General features: G+C 63.5%; 15 protein-coding genes. 12 read left to right on the top strand and 3 right to left on the bottom strand.

Features of this window, described 5'->3' with window-relative positions:
- Nucleotides 1-307 precede the first annotated feature (307 nt).
- Entirely contained in the window at nucleotides 308-5,371 is a 5,064-nt protein-coding gene (locus P1T08_02275; protein ID MDF1594915.1) for a choice-of-anchor O protein, read from the top strand.
- 61 nt (nucleotides 5,372-5,432) lie between these two features.
- The gene (locus P1T08_02270) at nucleotides 5,433-7,352 is read left to right on the top strand and encodes a peptidoglycan DD-metalloendopeptidase family protein (protein MDF1594914.1); all 1,920 of its coding nucleotides are present in this window, start codon (nucleotides 5,433-5,435) and stop codon (nucleotides 7,350-7,352) included.
- Between the two features lie 155 nt (nucleotides 7,353-7,507).
- On the opposite strand, the gene P1T08_02265 is transcribed toward P1T08_02270, so the two are convergent.
- The gene (locus tag P1T08_02265; GenBank protein ID MDF1594913.1) at nucleotides 7,508-8,194 is read right to left on the bottom strand and encodes an aspartate/glutamate racemase family protein; all 687 of its coding nucleotides are present in this window, start codon (nucleotides 8,192-8,194) and stop codon (nucleotides 7,508-7,510) included.
- Nucleotides 8,195-8,203: 9 nt separating this feature from the next.
- Complete coding sequence (locus P1T08_02260; protein MDF1594912.1) at nucleotides 8,204-8,641, bottom strand: nucleoside deaminase; 438 nt, start codon at nucleotides 8,639-8,641, stop codon at nucleotides 8,204-8,206.
- Between the two features lie 117 nt (nucleotides 8,642-8,758).
- Between P1T08_02260 and P1T08_02255 the strand changes: the two genes are divergently transcribed.
- The 10 genes from P1T08_02255 to P1T08_02210 all read left to right on the top strand — a co-directional run bounded on the left by P1T08_02255 (nucleotide 8,759) and on the right by P1T08_02210 (nucleotide 19,729).
- Nucleotides 8,759-9,850, top strand: coding sequence for a ring-opening amidohydrolase (locus tag P1T08_02255; GenBank protein MDF1594911.1), 1,092 nt, complete (start codon nucleotides 8,759-8,761; stop codon nucleotides 9,848-9,850).
- 72 nt (nucleotides 9,851-9,922) lie between these two features.
- Nucleotides 9,923-10,675 carry a DUF2877 domain-containing protein gene (locus P1T08_02250; protein MDF1594910.1) on the top strand — a complete coding sequence of 251 codons (753 nt, stop codon included), beginning with the start codon at nucleotides 9,923-9,925 and terminating at the stop codon, nucleotides 10,673-10,675.
- Nucleotides 10,672-12,099: an FdrA family protein gene (locus P1T08_02245; GenBank protein MDF1594909.1), complete on the top strand. Its 1,428-nt coding sequence runs from the start codon at nucleotides 10,672-10,674 to the stop codon at nucleotides 12,097-12,099. The genes P1T08_02250 and P1T08_02245 overlap by 4 nt, the downstream gene beginning before the upstream one ends.
- Nucleotides 12,096-13,499 carry a DUF1116 domain-containing protein gene (locus tag P1T08_02240; GenBank protein ID MDF1594908.1) on the top strand — a complete coding sequence of 468 codons (1,404 nt, stop codon included), beginning with the start codon at nucleotides 12,096-12,098 and terminating at the stop codon, nucleotides 13,497-13,499. Before P1T08_02245 ends, P1T08_02240 begins: the two co-directional genes overlap by 4 nt.
- A 212-nt stretch (nucleotides 13,500-13,711) precedes the next feature.
- Nucleotides 13,712-14,602 (top strand): xanthine dehydrogenase family protein subunit M, encoded by an 891-nt coding sequence (locus P1T08_02235; GenBank protein MDF1594907.1) that lies wholly within the window; start codon nucleotides 13,712-13,714, stop codon nucleotides 14,600-14,602.
- 9 nt (nucleotides 14,603-14,611) lie between these two features.
- A complete protein-coding gene (locus tag P1T08_02230; protein ID MDF1594906.1) occupies nucleotides 14,612-15,082 on the top strand; it encodes a (2Fe-2S)-binding protein in 471 nt (156 codons plus the stop codon).
- Complete coding sequence (locus P1T08_02225) at nucleotides 15,079-17,460, top strand: xanthine dehydrogenase family protein molybdopterin-binding subunit (protein ID MDF1594905.1); 2,382 nt, start codon at nucleotides 15,079-15,081, stop codon at nucleotides 17,458-17,460. The genes P1T08_02230 and P1T08_02225 overlap by 4 nt, the downstream gene beginning before the upstream one ends.
- A complete protein-coding gene (locus tag P1T08_02220; GenBank protein ID MDF1594904.1) occupies nucleotides 17,460-18,212 on the top strand; it encodes a hypothetical protein in 753 nt (250 codons plus the stop codon). The genes P1T08_02225 and P1T08_02220 overlap by 1 nt, the downstream gene beginning before the upstream one ends.
- A complete protein-coding gene (locus P1T08_02215) occupies nucleotides 18,205-19,380 on the top strand; it encodes an acetyl-CoA acetyltransferase (GenBank protein ID MDF1594903.1) in 1,176 nt (391 codons plus the stop codon). The genes P1T08_02220 and P1T08_02215 overlap by 8 nt, the downstream gene beginning before the upstream one ends.
- Before the next feature lies 1 nt (nucleotide 19,381).
- Nucleotides 19,382-19,729 (top strand): OB-fold domain-containing protein, encoded by a 348-nt coding sequence (locus P1T08_02210; GenBank protein MDF1594902.1) that lies wholly within the window; start codon nucleotides 19,382-19,384, stop codon nucleotides 19,727-19,729.
- Between the two features lie 67 nt (nucleotides 19,730-19,796).
- Here the strand turns inward: P1T08_02210 and P1T08_02205 are convergent, their stop codons facing one another.
- A complete protein-coding gene (locus tag P1T08_02205; protein MDF1594901.1) occupies nucleotides 19,797-20,975 on the bottom strand; it encodes a low temperature requirement protein A in 1,179 nt (392 codons plus the stop codon).
- Nucleotides 20,976-21,084: the final 109 nt, after the last annotated feature.

Raw genomic sequence — 21,084 nt, 5'->3', positions numbered from 1 at the left:
CATGCTCCAGACAGAGATGTCATATCAGCAGTGCTTCGAGCTGCGTATCAGCGTTTCTTCTGAATCGATACGGCTTTACGGGACTCAACTTATCAAGAGCGATTGGGCCATTTCAGGGTCGAATGACCCTTATAGGGAACATTCCCGATTCCGCGCGACCCATCGGGTCCATACGTTGGACGTACGCCCCGAGCCGACCGGGAGGGCCTGCCGGGGCAGGAGGCAACAGGAGGGGGTTCCGGATGGAACCGGATTCGGGCACTTGTTCAGCAGCAATCGGCTGCGATAGAAACCCCGGAGGGAAATCATGAAGTATTCATCCATGCGCGGGAGGGTGCTGATGTCCCTCCTGGCGCTCGTAATGATGATTCCAATGGGCGCGCCTGCTCAAAGCGACGCCCCTTTTGGAGTCCAAGTGGTCAGACAACCGGCGCTGCTGATGGCCGAGGACGGCGTCACGATGATCGGCTTCGCCGAGTATTGGAATACAAGGAACAGTTTCATCGTCGAATTTGAGCTTGACGAGGCGACCGAGTTGGACGGCTGGCTGTTCGGCGACATGCAGGTGTACGCCGGCGAAGACCCGCCTCCGCTGAAGAAGGACTCACTCGTCCCCGGGAAGTTCCCGTGCAAACGTGACTTCGCGGACAAGAAGGACTCGGGGATGGTGTCCTGCTTCCTCCGAGAAGAGTTCGATCACTCGTGGGGTGGCGACCAGACCCGCTACATCTCGATACACGGCGACCTGGTCACCCTCACGGTCAATGACCTTGGAGAGACCGTCGTCGCCGATGAACTCGGGTTCTACGCCATGCCGATCAACGAAGCGGTGGCAGAGTCCAGCGGCGTCATGGAATTCGACGAGGCGTCGGTCTACGAGAACGGATCGGTCTTCACAACGAAGTTCGCTCACCCCCGCAAAGGCCACTTCATCGATTCACCCGTCGGTGGTTTGACCTACGCGACCCCGACGAACTGGGGTACCACCGAAGATTCAGGTGGATTCGACTACTTCCCCGGTGAGATGGTCGAGCTATGGGTCGGCTCGGTCTATCTCGGAAGTGCATTGGCCGACCAGAAGATCTCGCCGCTCGACCTCTTCAGCGGGGCAGACATCAACGATCCGCGTGTGGTCAACATGGCCCGGTTGTTGCAGAGCTTGGACAACGATCACTCGGACGGCAAGATCAACATTCGACCCGTCGTGGCCGCATGTCTGGATACCGCCAAGGCCAATGAGGGAATAGCGGAGGTTGACTTCAGCCTTGACGGGCAGATAGAAGCTCTCATTCTCGGGACCATGGCGGTGTGCGAGGGGAACCCCGAAGACATCGTCCTCGAGATGGTTTCGGCGACAGAGGCGCAGGGCAACCTGGAAGCCGGTCTCAACGCCAGCGGCATCTTCCGCAAGAACGTCTCGAAGACTGAAGACTGGGGCGAGACGAAGCAGAAGCTGGAAGTGATGCCGGTCTACTTCCCCGGCGTACGCTCCAACGACAATCCCTCGCTGTGCTACGACGAAGACGGCGACAAGATCTACGACGAGGGAGTCGACACGCTCGGCGTACCGTACGAGGAGTGGCGCCTCAACGGCGACCCGGACGGCGAGGAATGCGATCCCCGGGTTGATGGAGAGGCGTGCGTGGTCACACTCATCGAGTGCCGCGAGGTAGCCAAGCCGATCCTGGTGAACTACCTGGGCAAGGTCGACATCTACGACGACCAGGTCAAAGAGGACTTCTGGCCCGACCGCTTCTCGTGGGACGTCTACACGGCGATCAGCCGGGACGACGGCACCACCTGGAAGCGCATGAACATCTCGCGCATGGCCGACATGTCTTCGTTCGATCTGGAAACGGAGGAGCCGTTCCCCGGCACGGCCGGCTCGCCCTACATTAAGGTCAACGACAACAAGATCCTGGTGGCGTGGGAGAGCAAGTTCTGCCAGAGCGGCAACCCGCGCTATGCCATCACCACCTGCGACGACCCGGCGACCGAAGAGGTCGAGGCGGATAATCCAGATACGCCAGACGTCAACGAATGCGCGGTCTACTGCCGCGGTAACGCCGAGCAGGGCACCGAAGTATGCGAGCCCGACTACCCCGGTGACGACGACTACTACGTCACCGACATCTGGGGTGTGCGAGGTCAGCAGGGATCGGTCGACTACGACGAAGTCGACGACGTGGCCGAGTTGGGCATCGGCGAGATCCCCTACTCCTGCCTCTGGACGGCCCGCGGGGTGATCGCCACCCAGAAGGAACTGGATGCGGGCACGTTTGCCTCCATGACCGTGCTGGACGACCCGGAGACGCCGGACATTGATGAGTCCGATGAAGTGCGACTCGGCGACATCGTCTGGTTCAAGCCGGAGCGTCTGACCTCAGGTCGGCGCGACGCCTACCTGCCGATGATCGCCTCGGCCCGCGGGGCCGGCTTCGCAATCTCCTGGCAGGAAGATCCGAGCGGTCTGCGGCCCGGCAAGGGCAAGGGCCCCGGCGAGGGCTGGAGCGGTGCCATCTCCAACCACAAGACCGACATCTGGTACAGCTTCATCTCCTACGACGACTTCAACATCGTTGATGAGAACTTCGAATCCAGCGGGCCCGGCGGCGGTACCGACGCCGAACCTACGGGCGAAGAGGGTTATCTCGACAAGCCCGGCCTCGGCCGACCCAAGGTCCTGGTGCCCTTCAGCCTGCCGGTGCGGATCACCGACAACGACATGGTCAACACCCACACGCTGAAGGTGGAGCCGAGCACGGACTGCCCGGTTTTCCCGGATAGCACCTATTTGAACGATCCGGTCTGCTTCCCCGAGGTCGTGGACGGTTCGTTTGTACCGATCGATCCCGAGGAAATCGCGGCAGAGTTCTGCGGTCACCCCGAGGCCGATCCGGCCACCTGCTGCGATCCGGATAACCATGAGGGCGACCCCAATTGTGAGGACCTCAAGGGGTTCTTCGGCAACATGAACGGGACCAAGCGCTATGCCTACATGGCCCGAGACATCGATGAGGTCGACAACGCTACCGGCTTGTACCGAGCCGGCGGAGACGGCGTGCCCGACTACCAGTACTACATGGATCGAGGCGGAACCCTGGACCTGTGCGACCTGTCGGGGACCAACTCCTTCATGGACGCAATGCCCGGCACATCGGAGCATGAGCGCTGGTTCGGATTCACCAACGTGGCCGGCGCCGACAAGCTGGTCTGCGTGGCCTCCGATGGCCGCCTACTCGACGGCGACGTGTTCGCCTCGCGGCCGATGCTGCAACTGCAGCCGTACACCAGGTCCGACGGCACTAGGAGCGCCTGGGCGTTGCTCGCCTACGAGGAGTCAAAGGGTCTGGGCCACTCGCTGGCAGATGAAGCGCACGACGAAACCGACAACCCCGTGGACGAGATCATCGGCGACCAATCCGACGACAAAGGCCAGGAGAAGCCGATCAAGCAGGACATCGGTAAGAACATGATGTACCACAGCTTTGACTTCGCCCAGCCCGATCTGGTGGCTCCGGGCCACATCGTCAACTTGCCGGCGCTGTGCGGCGGGTTGTACCCGACCTACTGTGACGACCCCAAGACCCCGGACGTGATCGAAACCAACGAGGAGAACCCAACATGCTCCTGCGAGCCGGGTCAACCGGTCCCGCTCTACTTCGACTACTGGGTCGATGAGAGCACCGATCCGGTTACCGGAGAAGTGACAGGAGGCGAGTGGCTACCCGACGAGGACTTCTTCCTGCAGTACAGATATGAGATCGCCCGCCGGGCGCGCTTCCTGGTGCAGTCGTACAGCAAGATTGATGCCACCAGGACGGCCGGGGCGATCATCTACAAGCAAGGTCAGGAGGGGCAGGGCCGTCCGGCGGACGCGTTCATACGCAGGTTCGTGGTACCAGAACAGAAGAGTTCCACAAATCCTGGTGGTTTCAATCCGAAGGTGGATAACCCGTTTGCGTTCGAGAACATGCAGTGCACGACCTACCTGGACGAGACATTTGCCTTGCCGGCCTGTCCCAACGGCACCGGCGACAAAGACAGCGCAGTTGGCTACAACTGCAACGTCTGGGGTGAGGCCTCCGGCGATCGGTTGTGCGGCGGCGTGTTCACCGATCCCAATGACGGCTACCAGCGCCGGGACCACGTCAACCTGACCAGCGCCAACGTCGACCTGGCGGTCGACGCCGGTCCGGATGACGACACGCCCGACGACCCGACCGACGACCGGTACGGCACCAACAAGGTGCTGCTGTGGAGTCAGAACGTGTCCAATCTGGGCGACGAGTCGTACGGATTGGTGCATGAGGACGGGACACCTTGTGATGTCCTCGGTCTCAACACAGAAGACGGAGTTCCCGAGGTCTGCCCGGCGATGTACTCCAATGTGCGGAGTCACCGCGGCTTCATCCGTGGTGACTTCTTCGTCGTCGCCTACTCCCTGTCGCCGAACTGGGCGGCCGGGCGCAACGGCAACGACCGCTACAACTTCTACGTGAGGAGGTCCTTCGACGGTGGCCAGACCTGGACCACCGACCCGGCAGGGGATGGTGTCTACGTCTGTCCCGAGTTCAGGTCGGATCCGAACAACCCAGATCCGGACGGTTCGGGGAATCTGCCACCCCAGGTCTTGTTGGATGCCCCGTCAGGCATCTGCGGCACCTACGATCCGGCAACGGTACCCGACGGCGAACTACCGCCGGTGCCAACCGGGGTGGCGATGACGAACTACCTGGACCCGATGGGGGCTACTCCCGAGGGTCTACCCGCCCAGTTCATCGCAGCCGGCGCCTTCGAGCCGGCGCGGAACATCTCGGAGATCAAGAGCAACAAGGAGTCCTCGGGCGACCCACGGCTGGGCACCACCCCGCCGGTGTACCCGCTCGACGGTAGACTTGCCACGTTGCCGCCCCTGAGATTCGTTGAGGACGAGTACGTGGACAACATGTTCTTTGTCGCCTGGGGTACTGTGGACAACGCCAAGTCCACCGGCTCAACGGGAGAGAAGGCGGAGTCCGGGCCTCTGGATATCTTCTACACCCGCTCCGAGAACTACGGCGACTCGTACGTCAAGATCCCGTGGGTGATCGGCGGTGAGAACAGCAACGCCGGCTTCGGAGAGACGGTGTGGCGCTACGACTATATCGCCAAGGGCGAGCCCGAGGAGCAGGGCGAATGCCAGCTCCGGGCAACGTCCGACGGCTCGAAAGCGTACGTCATCTGGCACTCGATGATCTCGGCGGAAGAGGACCCGGACGAAGAGTACACCCGCTACTACCCGTGGAAGCCTGAGGAGTCGTCCGAGAACGACATCTGGTTCCGCCGGATCATCTTCTGGCCGGTGCCAACAACGACGACAACACCGTAACTAGCCGAGAAATGGGGACCGGCCGTTTGGCCGGTCCCCAAACACCCTCAGGAGGAGTACGGTGAAGGGGTACGAGAGCGAGGTCGTGAGCTGGGGGCATAGGCTCAAGGCACTTCTGGCGGTCGTCATGATCGCCGCGATGCTCAGCACCGGTGGCGCGCAGTTCACACCGCCACCACCGGAAGACGACGTCCTCGAGGCCTACCCGCTCCTCTTCCCGGTCGCCGGCGAGAACTCCTACGTTGATACGTTCGGAGCGCCACGGTCCGGAGGCCGAACCCATCAGGGAACGGACATCTTCGCCGACAAGCTCACGCCCGTCGTGGCGGCTGCAGACGGAACCATCGTCCGGGTCACGATCGGCGACCTCTCCGGTCGCTACATCGTGATCCAACACGAAGACGGATGGCTCTCCTACTACCTGCATCTCAACAACGACACCCCGGGAACCGATGATGGTCTCGGTGCGGCGCCGGTGGACGGCATCGTTGTCGGAGCCGTTGTCGAAGCGGGCGACTTGCTCGATTTCGTCGGCGACAGTGGCAACGCCGAAGGAACACCGGCACATCTCCACTTCGAACTCCACCGGCCGGACGGCACTGCCGTCAACCCGTACGGCCATCTCCTCGAGGCGCAAGGCGTAGACGCACCGGCTGCCACGCTGGCCGGTGTGTCCGGAGCGGGATGGATACCGGAGTATGAAGAGATCAACACGTCATTGGTCGGTCGTCTCGATCCCGGCGGCGGCTTCACAGCCGATGTCGTGGTCGAGGGGGACACTGCATACCTAGGAACGTGGGGGCGCCCGGGCCTTTGCCCGGGAACGGGAGTCCGGGTTGTGAACGTGACCGACCCTGCGAGTCCCGAGTCAATCGGTGCATTCGCCGACGGAAACGAGTTCCCCGGCACGAGCGCTGAAACACTCTGGGTCGGCCCGGTGAATACGGCCTTCTTCTCCGGAGACCTGGCCGTTGTGGCCCTGCGATTGTGCAACAACGACGAACCCGGAAGGACCCGGGACAACTTCCGCGGACTGGCCTTCTACGACGTCAACGATGTGGCCGAACCGACTCTGCTCTCCACCTGGAGCAGCGGAGACAGAACGCAGGGTGCCAACTCGGTTTCGGTCGTCCAACGTGACGACGGCGTGCTGCTGGTAGCGACCACCGTACGCCAGTCCTTGCTCCACACAGACCGTGAACTCGGTGACACGAGGTTCATCGATGCTACCAACCCGACCGCCCCCGTCGAGTTGGCCGATTGGGACAACCGGCGCGACGGCAGGCCTGTCGTGGGGGGATACGACGAAGAAGAAATCCATGCCCACTCCGTCGGGTTGTGCTCCGGTGGACTGACCGCCTGGGTGTCGCACTGGGACGCAGGCACCATCCTGCTCGATCTCGAGGATCCGGCCAGGCCGACGTTCGTCAGTGCCATCGGATTCATCCCGGACGGAGAAGGCAACCGGCATTCGAGCGTATACGACGAAACCAGCGCACTATTGATCGTCAATGAGGAGGATTTCTACCCGACGGAAGACGACGCCCACACCAAAGGATGGGGCACACAACACATCTACGACGTGAGCGACCCGAGGAACCCGGTAGAGATAGCCGGATTCGCCACTCAACGATCCAGCGACGACGGGGCAGGTGGTCTCGGGCTCGATGGCATCTACTCGATTCACGACACCGTCATGAGTGGGTCAGTGGCAATCTCTTCGTGGTATTCGGACGGAGTCCGGATCGTGGACCTGTCCGATCCGACACAGCCGACTGAGGTCGGCTCGTTCGTTCCGCCACGATCGCGCGATCCTGTCGGCTACTGGGTCGCTCCCAATGGGGCCACCGCCTTTCCGATGGTCTGGGGTGTCGACGTGCAGGATGACTTGATCTACTTGAGTGACATGAACTCAGGGCTCTGGATCATCCGACTCGACGACGCTTCGACCGAGGACGAGCCAGGCCCCTCCCCCGGATGACGGCACATCTGGTGGCTTGCCCCCCGGCCACCGGCCTTCCCCGGCCAGTCATCCGGAGAGAGTTCCCCCGGCCTCTCCGGGGGAACTCTCATTTTGTCCCTTCTGGCGTCAGGAACCCGCCAGAATTGCGCGCTTTCTAACGCCAGAACGGGGTTTCACAACGCGAAATCGACTGCGGCGAGGGCGTGCAGGCGGGTCGTCGGGAAGTAGGGGCACTCGAGGTCCCCGGATGACACCAGCAACTCGATCTCGGTGCATCCGGCAATGACCCCCTGCGCGCCCCGCTCCAGCAACCGGTCGATGGCGGCCAGGTATTGCCCCCTCGACTCCTCGGTGATGACACCACGGACCAACTCCGAGAAGATCACGGTGTGGATCATCGTTCGGTCGGGTTCTTCCGGAATCAGCACCCCCAGGCCGTGGCGCTCAAGCCGCGATCGGTAGAAGTCCTGCTCCATCGTGTAGCGCGTGCCCAGCAACGCGACGTTCGACACGCCGGCAGCCAGCACGGCCTCGGCGGTGGCGTCCGCCAGGTGTAGGAACGGAACGGTGATGGCCGCCTCGATGGATGCAGCCACCTTGTGCATGGTGTTCGTGCACAAGAGGATCACCTCGGCGCCGGCCGCCTCGAGCGAAGCTGCATCGGCCGCCAGCAGTTCTCCTGCTTCGTCCCAGGCCCCACGCTCCTGGAGCTTCTCGATCTCGGCAAAGTCGTACGATCTGACGATCAGGTCGGCCGAGTGCACACCTCCGAGCCGGGACCGCACTTCTTCATTGATGATCCGTTCGTACTCGACCGACGACTCCCAGCTCATCCCGCCGAGCAATCCGATCCTCTTCATCGAACCTCCTCAAACCCCGATGTCCTCGTTCCACAGTTCGGGGTGCTCCCGAATGAAGGATTCCATCATCGCCACGCAAGACGGATCATCGACGACTTCCACTTCAACGCCCCGTGATCGCACGTACGATTCCGGACCCTGGAACGTCCGGTTCTCCCCTACGACGATTCGCGGGATTCCGTACAGCAGCGCCGCACCGGAACACATGTCACACGGCGACAACGTTGAATAGAGCACAGAACGGCGATAGTCGGCGCCGGACATCCGGCCGGCGTTCTCGAGCGCGTCCATCTCGGCGTGCAACACAGTGCTGCCCTGTTGGACACGACGGTTATGCCCCCGGCCTACGATCTCACCATCCACTACGAGAACCGACCCGATCGGAATCCCACCCTCGGCCAACCCCAGGCGTGCCTCTTCGATGGCGGCCTCCAGAAATGCATCCATGCCCTACAGAATGCCACGCCCGTCACCTATTCGGTGACCTAGGCCCCTATTCGGCGTCACGAGTTGGGACGATGATGGACAGATCAGATTCAGAGTCGGAGAAGGAGGTATCGCGCCATGGCGATCGAGGTACGCAAGGTCATCCTCGAAGGGGTCTCGGACGCGTCCGGATTGGCGGCGCTCATCGACGAAGGTGTATTCGCTGCAGATGAGGTCATCGCAGTAGTCGGCAAGACCGAGGGGAACGGCGGTGTGAACGACTTCACCCGCATCCTCGCCGATCAAGCCTTCCGCAAAGTGCTCATGGAGAAAGGCACGCGCCCGGTCGAGGAAGTCGGGCAGATCCCGATGGTTTGGTCGGGCGGCGTCGACGGCGTGCTGTGCCCGCATGCGACCGTGTTCGCCCGGGTCGATGCGCCCCCATCAGACGAACCGCGGCTCACCGTCGGAATCGCCATGAGCGACGCGATCCTTCCCGAGGACATCGGGCGGGTGGCGATGGTCGAGAAGGTCGCCGAAGGCGTGCGGAGAGCCATGAAGAATGCCGGCATCGACGATCCGGCCGACGTTCACTACGTGCAAACGAAAACGCCTCTGCTCACCATGGAGACGATCGTACAGGCCAGGGCACGCGGCAACACGGTCATCACCGAGGAGACCCTCCGCTCCATGGACATCTCCAACGGCACGTCCGGGCTCGGAATCGCCGTTGCGCTCGGTGAGATCGAGATGCCGACGAACGAGCAGATCTGTCACGACCTCAGCCTCTATTCCGCGGTTGCATCATGTTCGTCCGGTGTTGAACTCGACCAGGCGCAGACGGTGGTCGTCGGAAACGCCCGCGGGGTCGGCGGGCGGTATCAAATCGGCCATAGCGTCATGGACGACGCCCTGGACATCGAAGCCGTCTACGAGGCGATCCGCAATGCCGGTCTCGATATTCCCGAGCGGGCCAAGGCAGAAGACCTCGACGGCCGGGTTGTGAACATGTTCTGCAAGTGCGAGGCCGACCCGACCTCCCGGGTCCGCGGGCGTCGCCAGGTCATGCTCAACGACTCGGACGTGCATCATCACCGCCAGATCAAGGGCACGGTCGGTGGCGTGGTCTCGGCGGCGGTCGGCGATCCGGCCGTCTTCGTGTCCGTCGGAGCACTTCATCAAGGTCCTTCCGGCGGTGGCCCCATGATCGCCATCGTCGATCACGGCTGATCGGTGCACGGGTCGACGACTCCCGCCGCGACCGTTCAACTCGCCGCGATAGCGAGTGTTGCGCTGCAACCGTTGCTGACGGGACCCGTTCAGGCGGCCACCTTGCTCGGCGTCTCCGATCATGCTGCCTGGATGGGGACGGGCGATGAGGCGATCGTGGTGTCCGACCGCGCCGCCGTCCGTCTACCGAACGCCCTCGAGCTGGCCGTGGAAGAACTCGGGCGGTGGATCGGCAGCGATGATGCCGTCTCCGTGGGGGACGGCATGATCCGCGTTGGGAGCCTCACCGCGCAAGCCCGTCGCTGGTTCGATCCCCGACCATCCCTCGGTCGGTGTGAGAAGTCCCAGCTGCGGACGAACCTGGAGAGGCTGCGCCTGACGATCGGCCCGGTAGACGGTTCGGGGCTGCTCGAGGCGCTCACCGATGAGGATGCCGAAGCAGTGCTCAGTAGCTCCCTGATGCTGCTCGGTAAGGGAGAGGGTCTGACTCCAGAAGGCGACGACGTTGTAGCAGGAGCGCTCGCTTCGCACCTTCTGCTCGGCGGCGCACTGGGCCGCCACCTGCCCTACTTCGAGCGCCTCATCCGTCCACTCGACGATCTGACCAGAACCCGCACAACCAGCTTCTCGGGGGCGTTGATCCGCCACGCTCTCCGAGGCAGGGTCGCTCTCCCCTTCGCACAGGTCCTGTGCGCCTTGACGGGGCGGGGTGACCTCACGTCGGCCACGAACCGCCTCATCGCCGTCGGTCACTCGTCGGGCGCCGCCCTGGCGGCCGGCCTTTGGATCGGCGGCTCTGCACTCACCCGGGAGAATGACTCATGATCGACCGTATCACCGTCCACTCGGGCCGCTATCACGACTCCGTCCGGCTCATGCAGGCCAGCCAGGTCCTGCGCACGGCGGCGGGTGTCGAGGAGGCCCTGGTGGCGATGGGAACCGAGCTCAACCTGACACTCCTCGAAGATCTGCATTTCGACCCGGAGCAGTTGGTCGGGGTGGGACCGAACGATCTGATCGTGGCGGTGCGGGCGGTGGACGAAGCTGCGCTCGCCACCACCGACCAGGTTCTCGAGGAGGCACTCGCCGCCAAGCGGGGATCTTCCGAACCCACCGACTCGCCGCCGGCGCATCTCGTCGAAACGGCGGCTGCGACCATCGGGGCCAATCTGGCCCTGATCTCGATTCCCGGCCGTTATGCCTTTGTCGAAGCGATGGGAGCTCTGCGGGCTGGTCTACATGTGATGGTATTCAGCGACAACGTTTCAATCGAGCACGAGATTCTCCTCAAGGAGGAGGCGGCAAAGCGGGATCTCCTCGTCATGGGTCCCGATTGCGGCACATCGATCGTGGGCGGCATCGGCCTCGGGTTTGCCAACGCCGTACGGCCGGGGTCGGTGAGCCTGGTCGGAGCTTCCGGGACCGGCATTCAGCAGCTCACGTGCCTCCTCGACGACGCCGGAGTGGGAATCCGCCACGCCTGGGGCACCGGGAGCCGGGATTTGTCTGAGGCGGTGGGAGGGTCGTCGACACTGCGCGGCTTGACGGCCCTCGACGCCGATCCGGGCACCGACGTGATCGTGGTCGTCTCGAAGCCGCCGGCCACAGAAGTGGCAACCGCCGTCCGCGCCGCCGCCGCCCATTGTTCCACACCGGTCGTCGTCGCCTTCATGGAGCCGGGGTCGACGCTCGAAGGAGCCGCCAACGCGGTCCTTTCGCTCCTGGGTAGGGAGCCCGCCACCTTCACGATCTGGCCGGCTGCGAGTGGTGATCACAGGTCGGGAGGCCTGCGCGGTCTGTTCTCCGGCGGAACCCTGCGCGACGAGGCCCGGTTCATCGTCGAGCCGGTAATCGGACCCCTGTTCCTCACCGAGACGACTGAGGGCTCGTCCCTGGTCGACTACGGAGACGATTTGTATACGGAAGGCCGAGCCCATCCGATGATCGACCAGACGGTACGACTCGAGCGCCTCGAATCGACCGTGACCAACACCTCGATCGGTGTGGTTCTGCTCGACGTGGTACTCGGCTACGGAGCGAATCCCGATCCGGCTGTGGAACTGGCGCCGGTCATTCGAGAACTCAGCGGGGCAGGTATTGCCGTCGTGGCAACCCTGTGCGGGTCGAAAGGCGACCCGCAAGGCCTCGACTATCAGGCCGGTCTACTTCAAAAGGCCGGGGCGGCGGTGTTCCTTTCGAACGCGGCCGCGGCAACCCGGGCGGCAGAATTGGTGGGAGGTGAAGCATGAGTCTCGAACGCCTGCTTGAGGACGAACTGATCGTTGCCACCGCCGGGGTCGAGATCCTCGGGCAGGCGCTCGTCGACCAGGCCACCACGATCGCAGCTGCGGAATGGAGGCCACCGGCCGCCGGAACCGCAGATGCGCTCGCCTCCCTGGCGGCGGCCGGCCGCACCGAAGCGGCCAACGCAACGGCCATCGAGCGGATGCTGGCGGTGCGTCCGCAGTTCGTCGATGTGGCCGTCGCCCGCGAAGTCATCCCCGGAATGACCGACACGATGCTCCTCCACGCAGGACCTCCTTTGACCTGGGACCGCAGCAGCGGGCCTATCAAGGGGGCAATCATCGGAGCGCTGCTGTACGAGGGAATGGCCGCCACCGCGGAAGAGGCAGAGGAGATTGCCGGCGGGGGTGGAATCACCATGTCGCCTTGTCACCATCATCAGACGGTCGGGCCGATGGCGGGAATCGTGTCGCCTTCGATGCCGGTCGCAGTCGTGCGCGACGCCGATGGAGACGGAGTTGCCTACTCCACGCTCAACGAAGGGCTCGGCAAAGTGCTCCGCTACGGAGCGTATGGGCCTGAGGTCATCGAACGGCTCCACTGGATCGGCAACGTCCTCGGTCCGGTCGTGGCCGCCACACTGAAGTACGTCGGTCCGATCGACCTCCAGTCGCTCATCGCCCAGGCGTTGCAAATGGGCGACGATGGCCACAATCGGAACCGGGCTGCCACCTCGCTGCTGCTGCGGATGTTCGGGCCGGGACTCGTGGAGAACGAGTCGGTGCCGCTCGCCGAGCGCGGAGCCGTGTTCCGGTTCATCGAGAGCAACGACCACTTCATGCTCAATCTGGTGATGGCGGCCGGAAAACTGGCGGTGGATGCGGCGTCGGGCGTCGAGGGTTCGAGCCTGGTGACCACGATGGCCCGCAACGGCACCGACTTCGGCATTCGCCTCTCCGGGACCGGAGATCGATGGTTCACTGCTCCGGCGCCGATCGTGGACGGTCTGTTTCTGGGTGCCTTCACCAAGGCCGACGCCAACCCGGACATCGGTGACTCGGCCATCACCGAGACGGTCGGTCTGGGTGGATTCGCCATGGCCGCCTCACCGGCCATCGTCGGGTTCGTCGGTGGAACGGCCTCCGGCGCGGTACGCCGCACGCAGGAAATGTATGAGATCACCCTGGCCGAGCACCCCGCCTACCAGATCCCCCAACTCGAGTTCCGGGGAACCCCGGTCGGGATCGACGCCACGCTGGTGGTACGAACCGGCGTGCAACCACAGATCAACACGGGCATTGCCCACAAAGACCCAGGCATCGGCATGGTCGGCGCCGGTCTCGTGAAGGCACCGATGCAATGCTTCGCAGAAGCCGTGGTTGCACTGGCGGACGGGGTGCGGTGAAAGGCAGTGAAACCGGGTTCTCCGCAATGCAGTGGTCGGTTTTCGATACACAGCATTGCGGAGAAAGTTGAAACCCTCCAGTCGGTGACCGACGAGCCTGCAAATTCAGCCGTTCGGCCCTGTTGACCCGGATCCCTCACGTCATAGCGTGATGGAATCGGCAGCTGCCGGGTAGGTTGAGTTCTGCAACAACAAGGCAAGGAGGGGCAACGATGGCGATCGCCCACCAGTTCGCCTACCAGAAGGTCGCGACGCTCGACGAGGCGGTCGAGGCCATCACCCGCGCCGGACCCGATGCCCGAATACTCGCCGGCGGAACCGATCTCGTCCCATGGCTGCGTGACGATGCCATCCACCCGGATCTCGTCGTCGACATCAAGGCCATCGACGGACTCAACACAATCTCGCTCGAAGGCGACCACATCTTCCTCGGCCCCCTCGTCACATTCTCTGATCTCCTCACCTCCGATCTCGTTCACGACCACCTCCCCATCCTCTTCGAGATGGCAGACACCGTCGCCTCCCCCGGCATTCGCAACCGGGCCACCGTCATCGGCAACATCTGTTCGGCCGTCCCGTCCTGTGACGCCGGTCCTACGCTTCTAGTGCTGGACACCTCCGTGGCGGTGCTGGGACCGGCCGGGGCCCGGACCGTCCCGATCGAAGAGTGGTTCCTTGGTCCGCACAAGACGGCACTGGCCGGAGGAGAGATCGTGACTGGCCTATCCATCCCGATTCCCCCGCCTCCGCACGGTGCGATCTACCTCAAACTGCAGCGGTATCAGGGTGAGGATCTATCACAGGCCGGCGTCACCGTCCTGGTGACGGGAGACAACGACTTCCGTGTGGCGTTCGGAGCAGTCGGGCCGATCCCGGCCCGCGCCCACGCCGTCGAAGAGACGCTCAACGGGAGAGAACTCACCGATGAGCTGATCGCGGCAGCGGTCGGCCTGGTCCCCGGCGCGATCTCCCCCATCACCGACATGCGGGCCACCAAGGAATACCGGGCTCGCATCTGCGAAGTGATGCTGGAGCGAGGGCTCCCCGCAGCCGTCGCCAGGCGCGACGGAACCGGCCCGGCCTACGGAACCCGGCTGATCTGAGGGGATGACATGAAGCTACCGATCACGATGATCGTCAACGGTGAAACATGGCCCCTGGACGTCGAACCGAACGAAGTTCTACTCGACGTAATCCGCAACAGGGTCGGCGCAAAAGGCGCCAAGATCGGCTGCGAACGTGGAGACTGCGGAACTTGCACCGTGCTGTTCGACGGCCGCAGCATCCGTTCCTGCCTCATGCTCGCGGTTGAGGCCGACGGCCACGAGATCATCACAGTGGAGGGCATTCCGGAGAACGGCGTCCTGAGCAACCTTCAGGATCTGTTCATCAGCCACAACTCCTTCCAGTGCGGATTCTGTGCACCAGGCATCGTGCTCGGTGCACACGAACTCCTGCGCGACAACCCGAATCCGTCGCGCCACGACGTCCAGCACGCTCTGGCCGGCAACCTGTGCAGGTGCACCGGGTACGAGCCGATCCTCGACGCGGTAATGGCAGCCGCCGAGGAGGCCCGATCATGACGATCACCCGCCGGCCGTTCGAAACCGATACCGATGAACGGGAACTCACCTTCGTCGGCAAATCCCCTACCCGCATCGACGGTCTCGAAAAGGTGAGTGGAGCCGCCCGATACGTCGACGACTTCGACTTCGGCCCCGACCTGCTGTTTGCTGAAATCGTGGAAGCACCGCATGCGCACGCCCTGATCAAGCGGATCGATACTGCCAGGGCAGAAGCCGTTCCGGGTGTCGTGAAGGTCGTCACCGGCGCCGACTTCCCGTTCGGGTTCGGCCTCTACATGAAGGACCGCTTCGTGTTCGCCCAGGACCGCGTCCGCTTTGTAGGCGAACAGGTGGCGGCCGTCGTGGCCCGTGACGAGGGGATCGCCAAGCGAGCAGCCAAACTCGTCGAGGTCGAATACGAGGTTCTGCCTCCGGTCTTCGATCCGGTGTTTGCCGCCACCGAGGAAGCTCCACTTCTCCACCCCGACCTGGCGGACTACCCGCATGTCCCATGGTTCTTCCCGCACGAAGGCACGAACATCGCCCACTGGCGGAAGACGCGCAAAGGCGACGTCGAGGAAGGTTTCGCCGAGGCCGACCTGGTCCTCGAAGACACCTACGAGGTGCCCCGCTACGCGCACTGCGCGATCGAACCGCATGTGGTGGTTTCGCTGTACGACCGGGCCGGGCGTCTGACGATGTGGTCGGCTTCGCAATCGCCGTACACACAGCGGCACGTTATCGCCGAGGCGCTCGCACCGCTGGGATTGACCCACCAGCAGATCAGAGTCATCACACCGTACGTCGGTGGGGGCTTCGGCGGAAAAGCCGGGGTTTCTATGGAGATCATGGGGGCAGCGCTGGCCACGGCCGTCCAGGGGCATCCGGTCAAACTGCGGTTCACCCGTGAGCAGGAGTTCTACAACACCTACCAGCGCCAGGGCCTCAAAGCCCGGATCAAGGTCGGGGTGAAGAACGACGGCACGATCCTGGCCGTCGAACACACCATGCACTGGGACGCCGGTGCCTACGTGGAGTACGGCGCCAACGTCGTCAACGCCGCCGGACTCTCGGCGAGCGGGCCCTACCGGGTGCCGAACATCAAGATCGACGCGCTGTGCGTCTATACGAACCTCCCGCCGGGCGGGCCCTATCGAGGCTTCGGCTATTCCGAGTTCAACTTCGGTCTCGAATCGCACATGGATCGCATCGCCCGCCGGCTGGGCATGGACCCGGTCGCCTTCCGGCGCAAGAACGCCATCGTCGAAGGGGACACCCTTGCCTACGGCGAGAAGATGAATCCGTCGGGCCTGCTCGAATGCATCGACAAGGTGGCTGCGGCCATCGACTGGGGCACGAAGGAGACCTCCGACGACCCCCACAAAGTCGTCGGCAAGGGGTTCGCACTGATGTGGAAGGCGCCGGCCATGCCACCCAACGCCTCCTCGTCATCGTTCCTGAAGTTCAACGAGGACGGCTCCATCAATGTGACCGTGTCGGGAATGGAACTCGGTCAGGGCTACCTCACCGTCATGGCGCAGATCGTCGCAGAGGTGTTGTCCGTCCCTCCCGAGAAGATCAGGATCGAGACGCCGGACACCGACCGCAACCCGTACGAATGGCAAACGGTCGCCTCCCATGTCACGTGGGGCTGCGGGCAAGCAGTCGAAGCCGCCGCCGTCGAAGCACGCGAGAAGATCTTCGAGGTGGTCCACCGCGTCCACGGCTACGAAGAGGACTCCCTGTTCCTCCGCAACGAGGCCGTACGTTGTGCGACCGATCCGGACTTCGAGTTGCCGCTGCGTGACTTCGTGATCGCCGGGCTCGAGACCGACGACGGTTCCTACCGGGGCGGCCCGATCGTCGGTTCGGGCATGTTCATGCCGGAGTTCACCTCGGCCAAGAGCGACCCGGAAACCAGCCAGGGCGGACACCCGAACGTTCACTACACCGTCGGTGCCGCCGGGGTAGTACTCGAGATCGACCGCCAGACCGGCAAGATGCACATCCGGAAGACGGCCCTCGCCGTGGACGCCGGCAAGGCGATCAACCCCGATCTCGTCATCGGTCAGATTGTCGGCGGTCTCGTCCAGGGCCTGGCAACCGTCTTGTACGAGGATATGCGCTGGGGCGAAGACGGTCGTCTACTGAACCCGACGTTCACCGACTACAAGATCCCTACGTCCCTCGACATCCCGGATGAGATCATTCCGATCATCGTCGAGGTTCCCCAACCGGACGGACCGTTCGGGGCGCGCGGCGTCGGGGAGCACACCATGATTCCTGCTGCGCCGATGATCGCCAACGCGGTCGAAGATGCACTGGGGATACGGATCACGTCAATGCCCGTCACCGCCGAGAAGGTGGCGCTGTCCCTTTGGGAAGGAGAAGCCTGATGGCCGTCGACCTCGAGAAGATCCTCCGTCCGGAGGATCACCCTATGCCCCCGTTCCCGGCGAAATACATGACGCTGGCGAGCGGGGAACAGATGGTGATCCGCCAGGTGGACCGCGACGAGATCCCGGACATCCTGCAATACGTTGCACCCCTGGTCAACGTTGAACGCGACTTCTACGACGTGGTGGCGGCCCGGCTCTACTCAGAGATCCTCGCCTATTCCCGCCACCGCTATCAGGACCAATACGTGCTCGTCGCCCAGGTCGACGGGGAGATCGCCGCCGTTGTCAACGGGCGCCAGGTCACACCGAAGCTCGGCATGTCGCTCCACACGGTTGCTCTGCGCCGGGGCCTTCGAATCGGGGCCCATGCCTTCGCCACCAAAATGGAATACCACATGGATGTTCTCGGTCACGACGAGGTCCTCATCGTTGCTGAGTCCCCGATCGGGTTCCGTCGCTGGATGATCGAATACCAACTCGAGAAGCGGTTCGACACTCCTCACGAGTTGGGCGGTGTTCCATCGTGGTCGCTGACCAGGGAACTGTTTGATAGAGCTCGTGACACCCTGGTCGTCGGGCGGAGGCCCGTGCCAGACGAACTCCTCGCCAAAGCCAAGGCGGGCATCCTGCCGCCCTCCGACCCTCCCACCCCGCCGGCCGATCTGCTCGCCGCCACCCGATCGATGTACGACTCCACGGGTACGGCACTGATGGCGCAACGCTGGCGCCAGGAGGTCGAGCATGCGTGACGTATACGTTGCCGGGATCGGCATTACGTCGTTCACCCGCCTCGAATACCCTCTGGCCGAGATTGCTGCCTTCCCGGCGATGCTCGCCATGAAGGACTCGGGGTTGACCGACATCGAGCAGGTCTACGTCGCCAACATGGGCGCCGCCCGCGTCAACCATCAAACGGCCCTTGCCTCGGCGGTGGTCGACAGCCTGAGCCTGACTCCGGCCGGTGCAGCCTCCATCGAGAACGGCCCGGCGTCGGGTTCGGCCGCCATCAAGGAAGGCTTCCTGGCGGTGGCCTCCGGTATGCACGACATCGTGCTGGTGACGGGCGCCGAACGGATGCGCGAGGTCAACAACCTGGAAGCAACCGACTTCATCGCCACCCTGACCCATCCACTTGCCGAGTACATCTACGGCGTCACGCTGCCGTCGCATGCCGCGATGTTCACCCGCCTCTACATGGAGAAGTACGGCGTAACCGAGCGACATCTGGCGATGGTGGCGGTCAAGAATCAGAACAATGCGATGCTCAACGAGTTCGCTCATCTGCACCAGCCGATCACGATCGAAGGCATCCTGGACTCGCCCGAGGCCATGACGAACAATCCGTACGTGGCCGAGCCCCTGCGTTTCTTCGACGCCTGTCCCGTATCGGACGGTGGCGCGGCGGTGATCCTCGTGTCCGAAAAGGTCGCCAAGAGCATCGACCGGCCGCTCGTTCGCATCGCCGGAGTCGGTCAAGCCACGGACACGCATGCCGTCCACGAACGAGAGAACCCGACCGACCTGCTGGCCGTTCGGCGAGCCGCAGAGTTGTCTTTCGGAATGGCCGGCCTCACCCCATCAGACGTCGACGTAGCCGAACTTCACGACGCCTTCACGATCCTCGAGATCGCCGAGAGTGAAGAAGTCGGTTTCTTCGCCAAGGGCGAGGGGCACATCGCGCTCGAGAAAGGCGAGACGGCCCTCGACGGCCGGCTTCCCATCAACCCGTCCGGCGGTTTGAAGGGGAAGGGGCACCCGGTCGGCGCCACCGGCGTCGGCCAGGCCCACGAAATCGTGCACCAACTGCGGGGGGAAGCCGGAGCGCGGCAGGTTGCCGATGCCCGGGTCGGATTCACCTGCAACTTTGGTGGGTTCGGCAACAACGTCATCTGCCTGACCTTCGTGAGGGAGAACTGACATGGCCCGCGAGATCTACGCCTACGAGTGCACCGAGTGCGGAACGCTCCACTATCCGTTCAAGATGCGCTGTCGGAACTGCGGCGAGCTCGAACCGTTCAAGTTCAAGACGGTGCCGCTACCGAAGCGGGGCAAGCTGCTCACGTTCACCAAGGTCTACAACCTTCCGGCCGCATATGAAGTGGCGACACTCGGGATCGCCATCGTCGAACTCGAAAACGGCGTCCGGGTAACCGGCCAACTCGAGGTGGACGACCCGACGATCGGAATGGACCTCCTCGGCGATGTCGGAGTCGTCCGCGAGGAGCCCTACAACCGGTACTGGGGATTCATCTTCCGGGCCGCCTAGACGAAACCCCGTTCTTGCGTGAGTTTGATGCGCTGAGCGCCCGGAACTCACGCAAGAACGGGGATATTCACACCGGGACCTGATCGGTGATCAAGACGTCGCCCGCCACCTGGATCGCACAGACCAGTGCCAGCGCGATGACGAGGGTCATGACCCCCGACCCTGCGAACGCCACTCCGACCAGCACGACCAGCGGCGCCCCGGCGAACCGCAGTCGGGTGATCCAGGACTGCCGAATGCCGCCACCGTTGCTGTCGGTGGCCAACTGAATCAACCCGAGGACGGCGAAGGCGGCGGCCAGGCCGCCGACGAGCAGCCAGCGCTCGCCGGTCTGCAGCGAGTCATGGTCCACCGCGGTGATGGCATGCTCGAGACCGATGGCCGTCATCATCAGAGCGATCACCAGCAAGAGGTGGCTGTAGATCCACACCGTCGGCTTCCATGCCTTCTTCTGGTCGGTCCGCCGGCGGACAACGGTTCCGTCGAGGTTGTCGAAGTAGACCCACCACAGGGCTGAGGTGATCAGCACGGCCAGAACCGACAGCGCCGTTGCACCCGTCGTCCATCCCTCGTGATCAAGGCCGGCCACGACCGCGGCAACGGATTCGCCGAGCACAAGAATCGTGAACAGACCGAACCGTTCGGGCAGGTGGGCGACATCCAGCGGGACGGTCGCCTGAACCCGGCGCATGCGGTACGGAGTGGCGAAGTCCACCAGCAACCCGACGGTCCACAGCACGAATCTGGCCGGTTCCGGCACAACGACCGACACCAGCCAGAGCAGCGCGGCCAGAGCCATCCCCCTCGTGTAACCAGACACCAGTTCCCGGGTCTCCGGAACGTGGCGGCGGGCCCGAAGATACATGATGATGAGAATCACCCGGGCGGTTACGAAGGCAAGTGCGTAGGCGGTCAACGACTCCGTCTCTCCACCCGAGATACTCGCCGCCATCAGCGCCACGGCCACCATCTGCGCAACCGCCAGCAGTCGCTGGCCGAGATCATCGGTGTCGTACCGATCGGCATAAAACGTGAAACCCGCCCACGCCCACCACAACGGAATGAACAGACCGGTGAACGACAAGAACCCCGACCACGTCGAGTCTTCCAGAAGCCGGTGGCCGAGTCCCGCCACGGCAACAACGAACACGAGATCGTAGAACAGCTCGGTCCAGGTGACCTTGCGTTCCTCTGCTTCGCCCTCCACGGTACGAAGGCGCGGCGGACGAAGCTTCGTCATACTCATCGAGTCTCCCTCCTCAGCGGCCAGCAGCCTACATGTTGATTACGCAGAATGCCCAGGACATGCCGTTCAGCAGGGTCTCTGCCTGTCTGTACACAGAACCGGTGGAAAC

This window comes from Acidimicrobiia bacterium (genome assembly GCA_029210695.1).
In the GTDB taxonomy this organism is placed as follows: domain Bacteria; phylum Actinomycetota; class Acidimicrobiia; order Spongiisociales; family JAHEDJ01; genus JAHEDJ01.
Note: the sequence above shows the minus strand (reverse complement) of the source record. Positions and strands in the feature narration are given on the sequence as shown.

What these genes read in the sequence shown, in the direction of transcription:
- P1T08_02225 (MDF1594905.1), top strand. Translation starts at nt 15,079, where the DNA reads ATGACGATCACCCGCCGGCCGTTCGAAACCGATACCGATGAACGGGAA.
- P1T08_02220 (MDF1594904.1), top strand. Translation starts at nt 17,460, where the DNA reads ATGGCCGTCGACCTCGAGAAGATCCTCCGTCCGGAGGATCACCCTATG.
- P1T08_02265 (MDF1594913.1), bottom strand. Translation starts at nt 8,194, where the DNA reads ATGAAGAGGATCGGATTGCTCGGCGGGATGAGCTGGGAGTCGTCGGTC.
- P1T08_02245 (MDF1594909.1), top strand. Translation starts at nt 10,672, where the DNA reads ATGATCGACCGTATCACCGTCCACTCGGGCCGCTATCACGACTCCGTC.
- P1T08_02215 (MDF1594903.1), top strand. Translation starts at nt 18,205, where the DNA reads ATGCGTGACGTATACGTTGCCGGGATCGGCATTACGTCGTTCACCCGC.
- P1T08_02230 (MDF1594906.1), top strand. Translation starts at nt 14,612, where the DNA reads ATGAAGCTACCGATCACGATGATCGTCAACGGTGAAACATGGCCCCTG.
- P1T08_02260 (MDF1594912.1), bottom strand. Translation starts at nt 8,641, where the DNA reads ATGGATGCATTTCTGGAGGCCGCCATCGAAGAGGCACGCCTGGGGTTG.
- P1T08_02235 (MDF1594907.1), top strand. Translation starts at nt 13,712, where the DNA reads ATGGCGATCGCCCACCAGTTCGCCTACCAGAAGGTCGCGACGCTCGAC.
- P1T08_02240 (MDF1594908.1), top strand. Translation starts at nt 12,096, where the DNA reads ATGAGTCTCGAACGCCTGCTTGAGGACGAACTGATCGTTGCCACCGCC.
- P1T08_02255 (MDF1594911.1), top strand. Translation starts at nt 8,759, where the DNA reads ATGGCGATCGAGGTACGCAAGGTCATCCTCGAAGGGGTCTCGGACGCG.
- P1T08_02205 (MDF1594901.1), bottom strand. Translation starts at nt 20,975, where the DNA reads ATGAGTATGACGAAGCTTCGTCCGCCGCGCCTTCGTACCGTGGAGGGC.
- P1T08_02210 (MDF1594902.1), top strand. Translation starts at nt 19,382, where the DNA reads ATGGCCCGCGAGATCTACGCCTACGAGTGCACCGAGTGCGGAACGCTC.
- P1T08_02275 (MDF1594915.1), top strand. Translation starts at nt 308, where the DNA reads ATGAAGTATTCATCCATGCGCGGGAGGGTGCTGATGTCCCTCCTGGCG.